At 55.1% G+C, this 16177-nt stretch carries 19 protein-coding genes; 7 read left to right on the forward strand and 12 right to left on the reverse strand.

The annotated features are described in order from the left end of the window. Positions 1-4: 4 nt before the first annotated feature. Positions 5-1003 (reverse strand): hypothetical protein, encoded by a 999-nt coding sequence (locus tag QZ408_RS03750; RefSeq protein ID WP_292489861.1) that lies wholly within the window; start codon positions 1001-1003, stop codon positions 5-7. A 534-nt stretch (positions 1004-1537) separates the two neighbouring features. Between QZ408_RS03750 and QZ408_RS03755 the strand changes: the two genes are divergently transcribed. The 4 genes from QZ408_RS03755 (at position 1538) to QZ408_RS03770 (ending at position 4594) form a co-directional block, all read left to right on the forward strand. Then, positions 1538-2239 carry a hypothetical protein gene (locus QZ408_RS03755; protein ID WP_292489862.1) on the forward strand — a complete coding sequence of 234 codons (702 nt, stop codon included), beginning with the start codon at positions 1538-1540 and terminating at the stop codon, positions 2237-2239. 102 nt (positions 2240-2341) lie between these two features. Then, on the forward strand, positions 2342-3031 hold the full coding sequence (locus QZ408_RS03760; protein WP_292489863.1) for a PepSY domain-containing protein: 690 nt from the start codon (positions 2342-2344) through the stop codon (positions 3029-3031). A gap of 26 nt (positions 3032-3057) precedes the next feature. Then, a complete protein-coding gene (locus QZ408_RS03765) occupies positions 3058-3882 on the forward strand; it encodes a hypothetical protein (RefSeq protein ID WP_292489864.1) in 825 nt (274 codons plus the stop codon). A 247-nt stretch (positions 3883-4129) separates the two neighbouring features. Next, positions 4130-4594: a winged helix-turn-helix domain-containing protein gene (locus QZ408_RS03770; protein ID WP_292489865.1), complete on the forward strand. Its 465-nt coding sequence runs from the start codon at positions 4130-4132 to the stop codon at positions 4592-4594. Here QZ408_RS03770 and QZ408_RS03775 read toward each other — a convergent pair whose 3' ends face one another. Then, entirely contained in the window at positions 4595-4990 is a 396-nt protein-coding gene (locus QZ408_RS03775) for an NUDIX domain-containing protein (protein WP_292489866.1), read from the reverse strand. A 103-nt stretch (positions 4991-5093) separates the two neighbouring features. On the opposite strand from QZ408_RS03775, the gene QZ408_RS03780 reads away from it, so the two are divergent. Next, positions 5094-6026 carry an AEC family transporter gene (locus QZ408_RS03780; RefSeq protein ID WP_292489867.1) on the forward strand — a complete coding sequence of 311 codons (933 nt, stop codon included), beginning with the start codon at positions 5094-5096 and terminating at the stop codon, positions 6024-6026. A 188-nt stretch (positions 6027-6214) separates the two neighbouring features. Beyond that, positions 6215-6577, forward strand: a complete 363-nt coding sequence (locus tag QZ408_RS03785) for a hypothetical protein (protein WP_292489868.1) — start codon at positions 6215-6217, stop codon at positions 6575-6577. 138 nt (positions 6578-6715) lie between these two features. On the opposite strand, the gene QZ408_RS03790 is transcribed toward QZ408_RS03785, so the two are convergent. Then, positions 6716-7432 carry a hypothetical protein gene (locus tag QZ408_RS03790; protein ID WP_292489869.1) on the reverse strand — a complete coding sequence of 239 codons (717 nt, stop codon included), beginning with the start codon at positions 7430-7432 and terminating at the stop codon, positions 6716-6718. A gap of 201 nt (positions 7433-7633) precedes the next feature. Then, a complete protein-coding gene (locus QZ408_RS03795) occupies positions 7634-7792 on the reverse strand; it encodes a hypothetical protein (protein WP_292489870.1) in 159 nt (52 codons plus the stop codon). 249 nt (positions 7793-8041) lie between these two features. Here QZ408_RS03795 and QZ408_RS03800 point away from each other — a divergent pair, with 249 nt between their 5' ends. Further along, the gene (locus QZ408_RS03800) at positions 8042-8734 is read left to right on the forward strand and encodes a hypothetical protein (protein ID WP_292489871.1); all 693 of its coding nucleotides are present in this window, start codon (positions 8042-8044) and stop codon (positions 8732-8734) included. A 140-nt stretch (positions 8735-8874) separates the two neighbouring features. Here the strand turns inward: QZ408_RS03800 and QZ408_RS03805 are convergent, their stop codons facing one another. The 8 genes from QZ408_RS03805 to QZ408_RS03840 all read right to left on the reverse strand — a co-directional run bounded on the left by QZ408_RS03805 (position 8875) and on the right by QZ408_RS03840 (position 16003). Next, positions 8875-9615: a winged helix-turn-helix transcriptional regulator gene (locus tag QZ408_RS03805; protein WP_292489872.1), complete on the reverse strand. Its 741-nt coding sequence runs from the start codon at positions 9613-9615 to the stop codon at positions 8875-8877. 43 nt (positions 9616-9658) lie between these two features. Beyond that, a complete protein-coding gene (locus QZ408_RS03810) occupies positions 9659-10087 on the reverse strand; it encodes a hypothetical protein (RefSeq protein WP_292489873.1) in 429 nt (142 codons plus the stop codon). Between the two features lie 670 nt (positions 10088-10757). Further along, on the reverse strand, positions 10758-11774 hold the full coding sequence (locus QZ408_RS03815) for a cytochrome c biogenesis protein (protein ID WP_292489874.1): 1017 nt from the start codon (positions 11772-11774) through the stop codon (positions 10758-10760). Between the two features lie 212 nt (positions 11775-11986). Then, positions 11987-12598, reverse strand: coding sequence for a YIP1 family protein (locus QZ408_RS03820; protein WP_365995489.1), 612 nt, complete (start codon positions 12596-12598; stop codon positions 11987-11989). Further along, a complete protein-coding gene (locus tag QZ408_RS03825) occupies positions 12580-13497 on the reverse strand; it encodes a hypothetical protein (protein ID WP_292383310.1) in 918 nt (305 codons plus the stop codon). The genes QZ408_RS03820 and QZ408_RS03825 overlap by 19 nt, the downstream gene beginning before the upstream one ends. A gap of 690 nt (positions 13498-14187) precedes the next feature. Continuing rightward, on the reverse strand, positions 14188-14409 hold the full coding sequence (locus QZ408_RS03830) for a hypothetical protein (RefSeq protein ID WP_292489876.1): 222 nt from the start codon (positions 14407-14409) through the stop codon (positions 14188-14190). 623 nt (positions 14410-15032) lie between these two features. Next, entirely contained in the window at positions 15033-15458 is a 426-nt protein-coding gene (locus tag QZ408_RS03835) for a HEPN domain-containing protein (RefSeq protein ID WP_292489877.1), read from the reverse strand. After that, on the reverse strand, positions 15455-16003 hold the full coding sequence (locus tag QZ408_RS03840; RefSeq protein WP_292489878.1) for a nucleotidyltransferase domain-containing protein: 549 nt from the start codon (positions 16001-16003) through the stop codon (positions 15455-15457). The genes QZ408_RS03835 and QZ408_RS03840 overlap by 4 nt, the downstream gene beginning before the upstream one ends. Between the last annotated feature and the right edge of the window lie 174 nt (positions 16004-16177).

The raw sequence follows: 16177 nt of genomic DNA on the forward strand, positions 1-16177 counted from the left end.
TTGGTTAGTGTGTCGCGTACTCGACGAGACCCATGTTATACTTGAGACCCTCTTTCAAGAGATCTTTGGTTGTCGACTTGACCCAGTCATCTTCTCCCCACCCAAAAGGAATAGTCACAATCTTCAATTGAAGTCCAGAATACCTTGCTGAAGAGTAGGATGCTAGAGATCGCGCACTCGAAGCGGGGTCAGATATTACGACCCAGGTATTAGGGGCCGACACAAGAGCCGCTTTAAACCCATACTCAGGATCGGTGAACTTTTCCTGCACGTATCCCTCATAAAGGGTATGCGTCGCCAGCTGTGCCGGATCGGCTACACCCTGAGTATGCCACGGCATGGACAGATCGCTCATATAATGCATCGACCAGGATAGGCACCGCCAGGCAGACTCACTATAGGGGTTCGACCTCATCTGGGTCCTCGCTTCATTTGCGTAATAACTGCATTTATCCGGGGCGTTGCTGAAGAATGGGGCACCGTCCAGATAGTGCTCGACCATCTGCTCAAGACCCCAGGTATCTGGGTCTCTCGAGTTTGCATCCAATATTTTTGTCTGTGAATATCCCCAGCCCCTCTTTTGCCCGGCAATCCCAGCAAGGGCATTGTGAACCCCGTCAGGATTCTCACCAATTGCACCACCCCACATGGGGCTTATCTGACGAGAAGTGTCCGGACAATAGTAGGTAAACACACTGGCGATTACCGATGCCAGTAGTTCCCGCTTTTCTGTCTCTTCCAGCGCTGAGGTTCCATCCCAGATCTTCTTCAGTTCTGCGGTGGTCTCCTCAAATTTGCTCTCTGAGTATGTCTCCTCTAACGCTTTGAGCACTATCGTTTGCTCATCGGGGGATAGGTGCGTGTAATGATCAAGCGCCGCCTCATCTTGCAGAAATGAACGCTCAAGAGTAACCTCCCCTGCGCTCGCTGTCGATATAAGTGCTACACAAAGCAGCACTCCCAAGAGGATGGATATTCTTCCAATCCTGCGTAGTTCATTCATGATTGTTCTCCTCGATTCCTTCCAGGAGGCAGAAGAGGCACACATTTTAAGTACACGGAATGCGTACATTCCCTTTGCCTCCGGGCATGCGGGGCTCTATCATCTGGGCGTCAACCGTGGATGGAGGGACCCCCGCGCACACTCGGGCACCGCACGCGGCACCCGGTACGCTTTTAGGTCATTAGAACATATAAAACCCGCAGCAATCCGTCGGATTTTTCCGAACAATACAAAAATGTTTCTATAGGATGACCATCCACAGATTGGCTACCTACCCAGCGGGTGTATTCCGGACGAGTCCGCTTCGTAAGGGACTATACGTGCAAAACCAGGCTTTCCGTGAGCCGTGCTGCACGTCGACGGCAGCACCACCGCCACGGGATCGGATCGCCCTCACCATCCGGGACCGGATCGCAAAGTTTAAGGTTTATTCGGTCAGAACCGAATGACGACATCGGGTTTTATAAGATTTCCCCTCGAATTCGGGTTTAGTTCCGGGTGCGAGAACGCCCGGGCGCACCTTGAGGGATACTTATGAAACAATGGTTATTCATGCTGGCAGCACTCTTCCTGCTCGCGGCTCTGCCTGCTGCCGTCAGCGCCGCACCACCTGCGCACAACTATGACTGTTCTGATACGACGCCAACAGCCTACGACGCACAGGTGGATCAGGCTGCGATGGGCTACTCCAGCTCGTCGTCCATGAATGCACACGCATCGACGGCCTACAGTACGTTCAGGTCGGATGCTATATTCTTCTTCAATGGCCACGGCCTCTACTACGACGACTCGCATAAAGGCGGTGGAATAAAGTTCTCCTCGGAATCCTGGATCCTTGCCGGGACCGACATCGATGGACGCTATCCAGGAACCGACCCATACTACATCCGGGATTACGGGACCGATATCAGGGATGTCCTGCTCGCGGTCTATCTTGCCTGCTATTCGTCGCATTACAACCCCTATAACGGCGATCTCGTTTGGGAGACTGTCACAAACAAAAATGCGGACATCTGCATAGGGTTCGACGGCGAAGTCGAGATCGAAAATGGAAAGTGCTGGTCCGAGAACTTCTGGGACCGGGTGAGAAACGGGGAGACTGTTGCAAGCGCCACAAGCAACGCAAAGGACGACTGTTACTGGCAGTGGCCGATCGGCTACTGGGGAGTGGACACCTACGAGATCTCCGGCAATTACAACAGTTATCTCACTCCCGCTCGCTACGGAGTCTATTAATGGAGTGATTCAATCATGAAATGGATACCTATTACTGCAATCGTATGCATTATCATTGCGGTCTCGATCACGTCAGTTGCCGGCGCTGGAACCCTGATTGGGGTGGATACTGCGAAGGAAAACGCACAGGACTTTCTCAACGCACCCGATGCAACCGTCCAGTACCAGAAGACCGAGCGCCTGAATCAGGGAGAGTACTACGTCTTTGGCACCGGAGACGGACAGGTTTACGTCAACGCCCGGACCGGGGTGATCGAACGTGCCACGTTCAACTCCGCACGGGAGGATTCCCGCGATATCCGGCTGGATCGGGCCGCAGCCGAAGCAACGGCAAGGGCCTACGCCGAAGAGAAGTACGGCGGTTTTGTGGAGAAGCGCATGCGGCTTATCGAGCCGAACCTGGTCTCTCACGGCGATGCAGGCAGCGAGTATTCGTATATCTGGAGAGAAGAGATCGACGGTGTCCTCACGCCGAACACGGTCGTCGTGAACTTGAACCCGAGCACCGGTGAGGTCATCTCGTACATCGGGATCCAGCGGGAGATCACATGTCCACTTGAGCCGAAACTCTCCCGGGACGAGGCGCTGAAGGTCGCGGCCGGGCAGTTCCCGGGAATCCGGGTGACCGATGCAACGGCCAACCTCACCGTCGAGTACACCCAACCGGGGGTACAGACACTGACGTGGGTGGTGACGATGAGAGGCGAGCCGGAGGACAACGTCCTCCAGGGAGGGCTCATCGTCATCGACGCACAGACAGGAGAAGTGCTGATGGTGAGTCCATACCTCTAAATCACCTCTTTTCCTAACGTGATACAATGCACTCGAAGACGTGGATATGGGTTGGCCTTGGCGCCGTTCTCGTTCTTGCCGCGGCGAACCTTGCCATACTTGCCGCATTCCCGGCGGGACAGCAGCACGTGCAGGAACCGGTCAAGATGGTGGACTGGATAGTGGTGAGCGCCCCGGGGCTTGAGTATCGCAGCGGCTCCGGCGAGATGAGCCCGGTTATTGTGTATGACGGAAAGAACGATTCCTGGCTGCTGCAGAATGACACCGTCCGGAGCCGGACACTCGATCTCGGGGACTTCAACGGTGTCGACCCATCGAGCCCGAAAGGGACCCGGTATACCCCCGATATCGCGATCAAGGGCGATACGATCAGTATCGACTTTCTGATCGAGAATCGTGCAAGGGAAGACTGTGCCGGCGCCAACCTCACCCTGACGACCGTAGTCGAAAGACCGAATCCCGTTACAGGATCGCCGTATGGGGAACTCGTCTCCTCCAGCACCCCGATCACGGTGCCCATCGGCGATCTTGCCGCCGGCGAATGGTGCGAAGTGCGGGTGACGGCGGATCTCCCAAGACCCGGGCCGGAGGAGATCCTCTCCCTGACGATCGGTCTTGCCGCCCCGTACACCATCACGACTCCGAACGGCACGCCGGTCGACTTCGACTTTCGGCGGGTGACCGTCACCGTACTGGGCTCCAACACCTCCTGGAAAGAGGAGATCGAACCCGGCTCTACCCTGGACCCCGACTACAACAGGGCCCGCCTTCCCGGGGGATCTGCAGTGTTTATCGTGCAGGGCACGAACGCACTCCCACCCGTCACGCTACCGACGATGACTGCAGGATAATTTCAGAACGAATCTTATCCATCCGACCGGTCCGAAGCCTCGTTTCATCCGGGAAGAACCCACGACCGGTGTCAGGAAGGCGGCGGTGAGGAGCCCGCGGCAACCGAAGAAGTTGCTCGGGAAGTATGAGGACGTTACGAGCCCATCATATATGGATGAGGCATGACGGGATGGGCTCTACCCCAAGACCGTTTCGGAACGCTTTTCACCCCCGACGGAAGAGTACCTGATTGTTTCAGGTCAGACTATGGAAGACGTCACGCTCGACCGGGACGACATCGTCGCTCTCGCCTCCGACGCCCGGGTCGCCATCCTCAAAACACTTGATTCCCGGCCCATGACGGTGAGCGAACTCGCCGACGGGTTCGGCCTTGCCAGGTCGACCGTCCATCAGCACCTCACCGTCCTCACCGATGCAGATCTCGTGGCCCACGAGAGCACCCGGAAATGGCGGGAGTACACCCTGACGAAGAGAGCCAGGCGGCTCCTTCATCCCGGAAAGGACCACCGGATCATCTTCCTCCTCAGCACGTCTCTCGCTGCCATGACGGTCGGGGTGCTCTGCGTGACCTCATACCTCCGCGGTTTCGCCGTCCAGGGGGGAAGCATCGTCCGGGAGCCCCTTCTCCTCTACGCGGGCGAGGCGCTCCTCGGTGTGACGCTCGTGCTCTGGTGCCTTGCCTTGTGGCGCGGATCCTCTGTCGGAGAGTGACTACCCGCCACCAAACAACCCCCGGAACTGCTCCGCAAGGTCCATCGCCGCCGCCACCTCCGGCTCGACCCAGACGTAGTCCTCGTGCTCCGGGCTGAGGCTGACCTCGGTCCTGTCGGCATCGCAGGCCATGATCAGGTAGGCGATCCTCTTCGTCGGGAGGTCGAGTTCCCCGGCGCCCGCGACGTGCCGGAGGGTGACCCGCATCCCGGTCTCTTCCCGGGCCTCCCGCCGGAGGGCGCGGTCGAAGGTTTCCCCGGGATCGAGCGTCCCCCCGGGGAGATCCCACTTCTCCGGGTTGATAGGGTCGTCGGCGGCACGCTTCAGGAGGAGGACCCTCCCTGCGCCGTCCCGGATGAGCGCCGAGACGGCGAGGTAGAACGGTTTTTCCGGCATACGGCAAGATAGATCCCTACCGACAGAAAAACCTCCCCCACGACAGAACCGTAAAGAGTCATCAGAACCCACCTTGATGGGTCACGAGGGAGCGCCTCCATTCATGACAGGTATGGTTACGGACTTTCTGGTCGTCGCCGACCAGATCTTCATTCTGGTGCTGCTGATCGCCGCCGGCTACGTCGCCGTCTCCACAAAGATCCTGGACCCCCGGGCCACCCGGGGGCTCTCCGGGCTCCTCATCAACATCACCATCCCGGCGCTGATCATCGCCTCCATGCAGGTGCCCTTTACCCCCGCACGCCTCGCCGGCGCCGAGACCCTGGTCCTCGCGGCCGGAGCGCTCTTTGCCATATCGTTCGCCATCGCCTGGGCGGTCTCGAAGGCCATGCGGGTCCCGGCCGCTGAGGAAGGGGTCCTTCAGTTCGCGATCGTCTTCGGGAACGTCGGGTTCATGGGGTTTCCGGTCTCTCTGGCGCTTTTTGGAGAGGAATCGCTCTTTTACGTCGCGATCTTCAACCTCGTCTTCAACGTCCTCGTCTTCTCGGTCGGTATCGCTATGCTCACCGAGGGGAGGGGGGAGGGGTTTAATCCGAGATTGCTCATAAATCCCGGAATCGCGGCTTCCATCATCGGGCTCGCCCTCTTCCTCGGATCGATCGAGATCCCGGGCCCCTTCATCGACTCGATCGATCTGCTCGGCAACGTGACGACGCCGCTTGCGATGATCGTCGTCGGGGCGATGCTTGCAACCTTCCCGGCCCGGGAGATGGTCGGGAACTGGCGGATCTGGGCCGCGAGCGCCATCCTCCTCCTCGCCATCCCGGCGGCTTACTGCTATATCCTCGCCCCGATCGTTCCCGACCCGTTCATCAACGGGATCATGATCACGATGGCCGCGATGCCCGCCGCTGCAAACACCGTCATCTTCGCGGAGCAGTACGGTGCCGACTCACGACTCGCATCGCAGATCGTCTTCGTCTCGACGATCGGTTCGCTCGTTACGATTCCGCTCATCGCGACGGTGCTGCTGTAGGGCGCCGGGCATCTCATCCTGCGGGTTCCAAAAGAGGGGAGTCGCAACCATGGAGGTTTTCGCAAACTGGATATATTTTCAAGGCGCTTGCGCAAACGTTATGGTAAACCACTCCAATCGACCATATAAGCGGGTACAGGCGCGCAATCGTCGCCGGCAAAAGGGAGTTTATTGGGAGCAGCAGGATTATGAGACCAAAGCTGAGACGGATCGAGGGGGAGCGAAAGACATTCATCGGAATGTTTGTGCGATTCGGGAAGAAAGATCGCTACCGACCAAAGAGGGTCGGGGATGAGTGGGTTACCTATGGCGTGACGGTGCTGCTCACCGATATCCGGGACAGCGCCGGCAACCCGATCACCGATCATCTCTGGTTCAACTATACGAAGGGATTCGAGAGTCTCGGTGATCTGCAGGAAGGGGATGCGATCAGGTTCGATGCCAGGGTCAGGCCCTATATCAAGGGCTATGTCAACCAGAGAGCATATATCGACGAGCGGGAGGTCGACTACAAACTGGCCTACCCGACAAAGGTTGCCCGGGCCAGGTAAGGCGCCGGCGGGAAAGGTTGTCCCGGTTCCCCCTCTCCCTGCGCAGGCTGTACCTGCAAGATCAACTCTCAACCGGAGCTGGTCGTCGCGAACACGGGAGTAGTATCGCCGGATCTCCCCAGGTGATGGAATCAACCCCTACAGGAACGCAAGACCCCCTGCAATAACCTGATAATCAGCTTGAATCGGAATAAAACCGGACTTTGTACCCATAACGGCCGTATTCACCGTTGTCAGCCAGGTATTCTCTCTCATCAAGCGTTCCGTGCCTCCCACCCCCCGGTACTCGAAGCTGAACGTGATCGGGGTTGCGTCCTCAGGCGATGGGACGAAACCGCTGAGGAATACGGCCGTGGTGTAGGCACCGCCTGAGACTTGGATGAACTCGGTGACACTCACATTATCGGGTGTCGCAAGCACAGGTGCGAGCAGCCGCGGCTCTCTCTTCATCTCCCATGCAGTCTGGTTGATGGGCCGCTGGTACAGGGGCAATCGCCGCAGCTCGTCTTCCGTCTGCAGCACCTCAAACGATATTGAAATATCGGGCGCGTACCCTTCCGTCGCCGTGAATGCGAGCATCTTCCCGTAGGGTGTCCCCCGGATCTCTGCCTGCCACCCGGTAACCTGGGCGCCGGAGAACACCTCTTCCGGGATCACCGGTTCACCCGTTGTGTTCACCGGAACCGGGACCATGACCGTGGCGGTGCCGTTCGCGGCAGGATCGGGAAGGCCGGTGATCTCGATCGTGTAGAAGTTACCCGGCAGAACAGATTCGGTAAACGCGGAAAGGAGGGACAGGACGATGATCAAGCTGAACATGGCAGCAAACGCCTTGAAAATAAAGTCAGCCTTCATGCAGACCTCGCTTTGGGCATCGAACTCGGGGATGAACCGTGCATTCCCGGATGCCGATATCTACGGGTGAGAGAACAACGTTCAACGGTGAGCTTTTCTGCGGCGCGTATCTACACATCAGGCATCCCTTACCGGTTCTGAGCAACGCCCGCAAGCCGAAGGCGGGAGCCGGGCGGAAGGGTATCCCTACCACGCCGCCGGTTATACCCCGCTGTTCCGCCCCGTGATATCGCTCGCAACCAGGATCAGCGCCACGAGTGCGACGATGACGACCATCACGACCCATTGATAGGTTATCGCCGCATACAGGCCGGCCGCGATGCCGATGACCAGCAACGCGACGAGATATTTGCGCTCCATGTATACAACGACCTGGACGTTTCGAGATATATGTCTTCTGTCACGTTTCTTTACGCGTCCGGGAGTTGTGACCGGAAACGGCGTGCCGTGCGGCACCCTGATGGTCACACCCGTGCGGATCTTCTCGATTCCCCACGAAAGAGGATTTTTGTGACTAAATCAACCCGAAAACAGTTACGTAAGTCCTATCAGCAGTGACGACGGTACTATCACTGTTGGGACTGCACCTGCCGGTCCGGGAGCCCAAGAATGAAAAAAATTCCGCTCATCGTCTGGGTAATCCTCATCTGCCTCGTCCTCGTGCACTACTTCTACACGCCTGACATGCCCGAGATCGTCACGGGAGGGATGAGGATCGACCTGGCCCCCTGGGAGCGTCAGCCCGATCTCGTGCACCTCTGGGATGCCCTTGTATGTGAGCAGGGTTTCGCGAACGAGTCGGCCATACTCGTTCAGCTGAACCAGTTCGTCGATAAGGACGGGGTGGTGCAGTGCACCCAGGCGTACTACACCGGGGACGTGAACGGAGAGCGGCATTTTTATAAGGTATATGTTTATCCAGGTGGCAACGTCCTCTACAAAGACCAGATACTCGAGTTCCCCCTAGAGGGAGCGCACCCCCTCGCCGTCCTCCGCGAAGCGACCCTGATCGATTTTGCCGACCTCACCCGGGGAGAATGCAATATAACGCTTCAGACACTAAAACACGAGATTGAGAGGGAATACAACGAAACCCACGGCGACCTTTATGTCCTCTCGGAAGGCTTGCTCCGTCCCCTGAAGGAGGCGGCGTTCCCGGATGGTGCCTGCTGGTACACGATTGAGATCGTCCCGGAGGTTCCGCAGCCGGAAGGGAGTTCGACCGTGGGGGGTGTACCGGATCGTCTCATCCTCTTCACCGAACAGGATATTGCCCTGGCCGAGACTGTTGTCTATGCGTGACGTGGAGATATTGCCTGATTGCGGATGTCATATAGGGTTCGCAGGACGATCCGGAAAAAAATGCCGGAGGATGAAATCAGAGTCTCAGGTCGGCATCAGATCCCGGTACCTGAAACTTCTCTCCCGGCGCTCGCGAGATGTCACGACTTTTGTGCCATTATATGCTCCTTCACATCCGGGCAGAGGTAGTATCGCACATTCCGCCCGTCCCTCTCGCTTTTGACGATACCTTCCCGGATCAACGATCTCATGTGCCAGGTGACGTTCGGACCCGATATGATGAGCCGGGATGCGATATCCTTCCTCGCAATTCCCGGGTGCTGCAGAACAAGATTTATTATTCGGATCTTCGGATGCTCGTTAAGGTATCCGGCCAATATCTTCTCCAGATCGGAACAGGTGCCCACACCAACGTAGTACCTCATTCCCCCACTATTCTGCTCGGCAGTGACCCTTCCCATCCGGCACAGTATCCCCACATGATACCGGAGGGTCCCGATATTCATCCCCAGCATTTGAGACAGGTTCCGCATGCTAGTTCCCGGATTCTTCCAGATACACGTACATACTGCATTTCGATTTTCGTTGTCCAGGATATTCCGACATGTGACTCTTTTATGGCCAAGCTGAAGCCACGCAGACAGCGAGAACAGGATTTGTATCAGAATGAAAAGCGCGATCGGAAAGGTTATGGCTAGAAGACCGAGGATAACGGTGTTCAGGGGAACGTTCCAGATGTATAATGGAGTCGGATCTAAAAAAATCCGCTCCGGATGTATTCCGGATGTCGGCTGGACAGAGATCGCGCACCCAACAGATGGTAACAGCAGGAGACAGAAGGCAAACAGAGCAATCCTGGCAGTCAACGACCATGACGCCATAGCGTTTCATATGCCCAGTGAAAATAAAAATGTTTCCTTTTCTTTAGCCCACGCTAAAATCATATGGCCAAGTTCCAGTAACGTCCTCACCATAAACAGTAAATGTCCAGGACCCGGGTGTAGGGTTGTTTATCGTAAGATAGATCCGCCCCTTCAGGTTATCATCGCCATCATCGTCGTGGAAATAACCGTATAGGCTCCCATCTGGCCTGATAACACCTAATTTCAGGGAATAAGCATCTGTAAACCAGTTCAGATCGATAGATAGCGAGGACGTACCAGGCGACACATAATATCCATGATAATGCGTTTCTCCCGATGTGATCGTATATGCTGCACGAGTTGTAGACCCGTCTGCCTGCGGGAGGTCCAACACGGCCTCACTATTCCCACTTCCGACGCTGCTGGCCGAAACTATCGGTATGACGATAACGAAGACGACCAGGAGTCCGATAAGACGGTTGAATTTCATCAAAATCCACCGATAAGACTTCGAAAGAGCTTTCCATAAATATTCTGTCCTATTTCTTTACACGTTTTATATACAGGCAGCCTGTCAACTTCCGGCAAGAGAGGGAGGACATCCGTTTGTCCAATAGAAATCGGGAGATATCTGCTAAATCCCGGAGAACGGGGCCGGAAGCAATCAGACAAGCATCGAATGTCCAGCTGCGAGGCATTCTTACATCCCCCCACACAAAGAAACTCTGGATGGATACCACGGTCGATCTTATCTCTTCGAGGTGAATACCTGCGTCGGCGAGGGAGTTGCCGGACCAACCGGGACCACGTATATCCCCGTTTGACCTACATCTTCTCTACACACGGGGGGTAACCGAGCACTGAGCGAATGATCCGCTAACGGCGGTACAAACGGGTGGTACAAGCGCCGGATGACTAGCAGAACCAGGCCAGCGAGGCAGAATATAAAGAGTATCACAAGAACAAGACCGACAAGACCACAGGAGGCAACCACAGGGCCCCCTGCCGTAAAACATTCCCACATTGCCTTCCAGTCAAAGTAAATTCTGAGTGGATACTCCGTTCAACTCCCCTTTAAGGCAAATACCCACTCCCACGATGAGGTAGCCCAATCAGCCGAAATCACACGTTTCCTCATTCGTCCCACACCCTCTCTACATTCAGAGGAGCAGCCAGGCTCCGAACCCGATCAGGATGATTCCGCTGATGCCCCGGATGAGATCCCGATATTCCCGGATCCTGCTCGACGAACCGTAGCCCCCAAGGATCCCAACGCCGAGAAACGGTGTGAGCACCCCGGCCCCGAAGACCAAGAGAAGCAAGAGATCCTGCACCGTGCCGTCGATCAGGATTCTGCTCAGCAGGATGAGAATCATCGGGGCGGCGCACGGCGCCTTGACGATCGAGAACAGCATGCCCAGGAAGAATAACCCGGCCAGCGTGGTCGAATACTTCCGCAGAGAGGACTGAAGAAACCCGTTTGTGGCATCCGGGAGCTTTACCACCCCAAGCAAGCTCACGCCGGTGAAGATCGTGATCAATCCCGCCGCGACGGCGAGGTACGGGCCGAGCCCGCCGAACGAGAGCCCCGCCAGCAGGACGCAACACCCCATGACGATATATGCGAAAACCAGTCCCAGGCCGAAGATCAGTGAGTTCAGGAGACCACTCCGGAGGCCTCCGCCCGATCCCGTGACATACGCCAGAATAAAGCCCAGCACCGCCATCAAGCAGGGCGAGAAACCAGAGAAAAGGCCCAGAGAATAAGCAAGTGGAATATTCCAGTTGATCGGTGGCGGATTCTCCTGCGGCTCAGCGCCAGCACGAGACTGTTCGATCGCCGCCCTGACATTCTCTTCGGTTATCTCACCTCCGGGGATCTTGATGGTGCTGTTCACGACCACGGCTGGGATCTCGTGAAATCCATGCTGCTGCCACCAGTCCAAACCCTCAGTTGTACCCACATCGACGTATTCGAGAGAGATGGAATCGCCGAGATCGCTCTCAACCTCTGCGATCAAAGGTTTAACCTGATCACAGGCGGTGCAGCCGTCCAGGTAATAATACTCTATAGGGATAGGAGCTGCGCCCGCATAGGAAATCATTCCAGCCAAGAGGAAGATACATGCTGCTATTGCTCCAATGCGAGTGCTCTTTCTTCTGTATCCATTTTTCAAGGTACCTCATCCCCAAGATGGTTCTGGACGTCATCGATCCGCGAGATAAGATCATTCATGAAAAACCCCAATAAACATCAAGACCATGCGCCCGGACCAACCATAACCTATCTATCAGAAAGTTAATCCTGCTGTCAGCATCATAAAACATGTCCCCTACCGTTCTTTTATGATTTAAACACCTCGCTCCAGAACTCTATCGAAAAGAAAGATCACAATAACAATCCAGAACCAAAGATCCATCTATAGAAAAGAATCGCGAGAACGATACTGGTTGCAAGAGAGACAAATATGGCCCGATCCTTTGACATCTCATGAAATATCTGTACACTCAAATAGGTTATCAAACCAAAAACAAAGAGAAGCAACAGGCCTGCCAATGGGACCTCTACGATCACAACCGCCCAAAAAAACAGGATGCAGGGAAACAGGGCATAGATCACCGATTTCATCGTTTTTTCAAATCCATGGCGTACATTGACAAAAAGCAGGAAGAAATGTTCAACGAGGCTGACTCCGAGGAGTGCGACGACTCCGACTATCAGACCCTGTATCAGGTTGATGAAGATGCCCAATACTAGGATCCCAATCAAGTACAATCCGTCAGGTCCGGATTCGTTTCCAGGATACAACCCCGTAAAGAAAGATGCTAACGTGAATAAGATTGACATAGTCATAATTGTCACAAAAAAGAGTTGAAGATCACCTCCCAGTGGTTTTTTGTTTAGTTGCTGAAAAAATTGCCGGAGACTGGTTAAGACAGTTTTTAATGGGGATCTTACCGACATGACACCACCTCTGAAAGTTATGGAACTGATTGACATCCGACTCCTATAGACACCCAGTCCGAGGTACTAGAACTTCCATCAGTTGAACCATAGATATCACAACTGATCCAAGCATCAACAGAGTGTTTGGGTGGACTCAACGTAAGATATGCCCAGATAACATTAGATTCAACGTATCCCGTATACCCGGTTTCCCGTACTGAATGTCCGAATTCACAACGATCAAAGTTAATCCCCTGAGACGTATAAGTATTGTCCGATATGCCTAGAATTCTGTTGCCATAGTCATAAGTGAATGTCCCTTTAGTGTAAAGAGTTGCCTGGGTTATGGATAGATATATCCAGCTGTCCGTTCTTGTAACTTGGGCTTCATAAATTGATCTCGCGCCGAACTCTTCTGACCCCAGAGCCGAGAGATCGATTCGACTCAATTCATAGCTGACGGAATAATTGCTACTCTGATTACCTACCGAGCAATCTTTGCAACTGTCTTCGAAATATTCTGTCTTTGAACCGATGACTACCGGGTCCACCCTGCTCTTGGATACCTTACCCTGGCTATCGAGTAAACCATAAATATTCCCATCCATTCCATAGTAGAGGACGACTCTTTCTCTTTGTCCCTCCAGATATCCAATGATTTCTCTGATGCTTTCTCTCGATTCTGATCCGCGGATCAGGTCATCCACCCGGCCTCTCGCTTCGTTATATCTCTGCCATTGAGGACCCTCGTCTCTGGAAGGTTGCTCTATCCCCAACATGGTATAGATGTTCTTTTCAGTCTCCTGATTTTGAAGCAAAGGATTAGTTCTAGTTTGTTCTTCTGTACTCGCCGCAGGTACTATCGGCATTGCCATTGCCATCGCCATCATCACGCCCACCAGCATAACTGCCAGGAGCACGGAAAGCGCCCTCATTCCAATTTTTCCGTTCATGCGTTTTTCCTCCAGTTCCTTTTCCCGGAGGCAGGAGTGGCATACTTTCAAGTACCGAAAGAGCATACATCCAAATAGCCTCCGGGCTTGCGGGGCTCTATCATCCGGGGCGTCAACCGTGGATGGAGGGGCCCCACGAACTTTTGCGGACGCATCATCAAGGTGCCCACACAATGACATGGGTATGAGTTTATTTATAAATTCTGTCCGATTTCTTTACACGTCCGGGAGATGTTTATGAAAATGCGAAGGTACACCACTCCTCGGGCGCGGAACACATAGGAAAAAGCCTCTTCTTGTGGTAGAGATACCAGTCTTCGATCGGCAAGTGAGTTCAGGGATGCGATGGAGATGGGCAAGCACTCGGAGCGATGCAGCGCATTTGCCACTGCCAATGATGGACAGTGCGGCTCAGGAGTGCGCCGATAACGATAAAGAGAGGAAACCGGAAGGTTTGACCAGGACAAAGGACCCTCACGAGGGTTGGACCGGTCAGAACCTTTTCGCCTGCACCATGTGGACAGAATGATAGGCGGGTCCTGAAACCCATCGGAATTTCAATCAAGGGTTCCATCGAAACCATTTAAATCGCTGAAAAAACCTGAGACTCAGACGAAACCAGGAAAGAATCTTGTTTTCACAATAAGTGTAGTCCAGATACTCTCTTTCACAAGATGGTTCATGCCCCTATCACTCACCCATCTTTCGCAGTTTCAGGCCGAAATAGACAAACGATAGGGTTAACGCCGCGGCATAACCAACCCCGATTAAAACTCGCGGGTCCGGCACAATCGCGATCGGTACCAGAAAAACGATCACCATCAGGGGAAAAAACGCCAGGACGGTGACCGGCACCGACAGGGCTCTCAAAAGTTGATAGAGTACGGGTTGGTAAGATCTGATCTCTTCCATAAATGACTCCTCCGAAGATGTGAACCGGTTTGCACCGGAATCCACGATGGAGACGTCAACGTTCTCCTATAAACGATCTCTCTCACAATCATCTACACATCAAGCCCGGCAGGTGGAAATTCACCCCGAGAATGACTGTAATGGGCTGGAAACGTGAGCCGCGCCGGATGATGGAGGCGAGGATCATCCCGGCACCTGCTCACCGATCGAAACCCTGATGCCGGGCATCGTCCAAAATCCCGGACATATGCCCAAAAGATCGGACATTCGGGAGGAACACCTCAGGGTTCTCTCCTCCTCCACCCGGGGCTACGACCGAGCGGTCTCCAGGTATCTTCCCATCAGCCGTGGATAGGCCCGGACAACCCTTGAATATCCTGGAAAAAAACAGGTCATCTGCCCCATTACCAGAGACAGAACGTGGCTGTTTCCCCTCAGTGGAGCAGCCACGCGTGGGACTACCGCATCCTTGCAGAGGTCTGCCGGACCGGAGAATTTGTTCTGCGGAGGAGGAACCGTTCACCGCCGGGGTACTCAGCCGGGTCATCCCCGTCATCAAAGAGAGCTGTGCTGTCTTCGGAAACCACGCATCAACGTCTTCTATGTAACTCCTTCACACATTTTCAATCGAGTAATCGCCCGATCTGGTCCACCACCACGCTCGCCGATGCCACCACGTCGCGTGCATCGGCTTCCGAGTAAACACAGCCGTAATCCGCGCCTTCTCGCGTGCGCATGGCGAAGTTGAAGTCTTCAAGAACAGATGCCGGGAGATGACCTTCATCGACATAGAGGGCCTCGACGGCATACCGGAGGCAAGAATGGCTCTTTTCACGGTAACCTCCGGAGAAGATAAGGGCACGAAGGGCATGGAACTGCGCGTAATAGCCCTGGATGATTGCCCACTTCACATTCCCCTCCGCGAGAGAATGCTCTGCTGCACCCAGATCCTGCTCCGCTTCCCGGAGCTCCTTTGCGACCAGTCCGGGGTCGACCGGGATACGGACAATCTTTCCCCGCTCAAGGCACTGCTCGAACCGATACTTCATGGTTCTTCCTCGATCAGGACTTTTCCCGCAAGAATCCGCTCATAGAGAGCCGGATCGGTGGTTTTAAGGGACCGGAACTCCCCGGGTGTGAGGATGAGCGGCGAGATCTCGCGGTCGAGCCCGGCCTCGACCACGGCGACGCTCTCCGCTGCAGCCCTTGCATCATTCGTCTCGATGACGAGATCGATGTCGCTCTCGTGGGTATCGTCGCCGGTCGCCGTGCTCCCGAAGAGAATTGCCCTCGTTACGCCGCTGCTTCGCAGGCGAAGGATCAATGGGTTGATCTCGACGAGTGTGGCACAGATCTTCACTTCACGGAGGAGCGGGCTCTCCATCGCTGCCCGATAGACCACAAGGCGCCCACGCTCTTCACGGTGCACCAGGCCGGCCCCTGCCAGGCGGGCAAGCGTCTCGCTGGCCGAGCCCACCCCGATCCCGAGCAGCCGGGCAAGCTCGCGTACATAGTAGCCGTCGTGATAGTGCCGGCCCAGGAAGCGGAGGAGCGTGAACGAGGCCCCGGAGAGGATGTTCGTACCATCGAACATACGTTCATAATTTTGAACAATAACTATGTTAACCTGCCGGTGCAGCCCACGGGAGCGCACGCAGGCGAGATACTCCCCCGGTGTGACGATTACGCTGTGGAATCCGGCACAAATGCTATTACCGCGCACGAGAGGTCATACGTTCTCCTATAAACGATTCCTCTCACAATCATC

This window comes from Methanoculleus sp. 10 (assembly GCF_913757945.1).
Taxonomy (GTDB): Archaea; Halobacteriota; Methanomicrobia; order Methanomicrobiales; family Methanoculleaceae; genus Methanoculleus.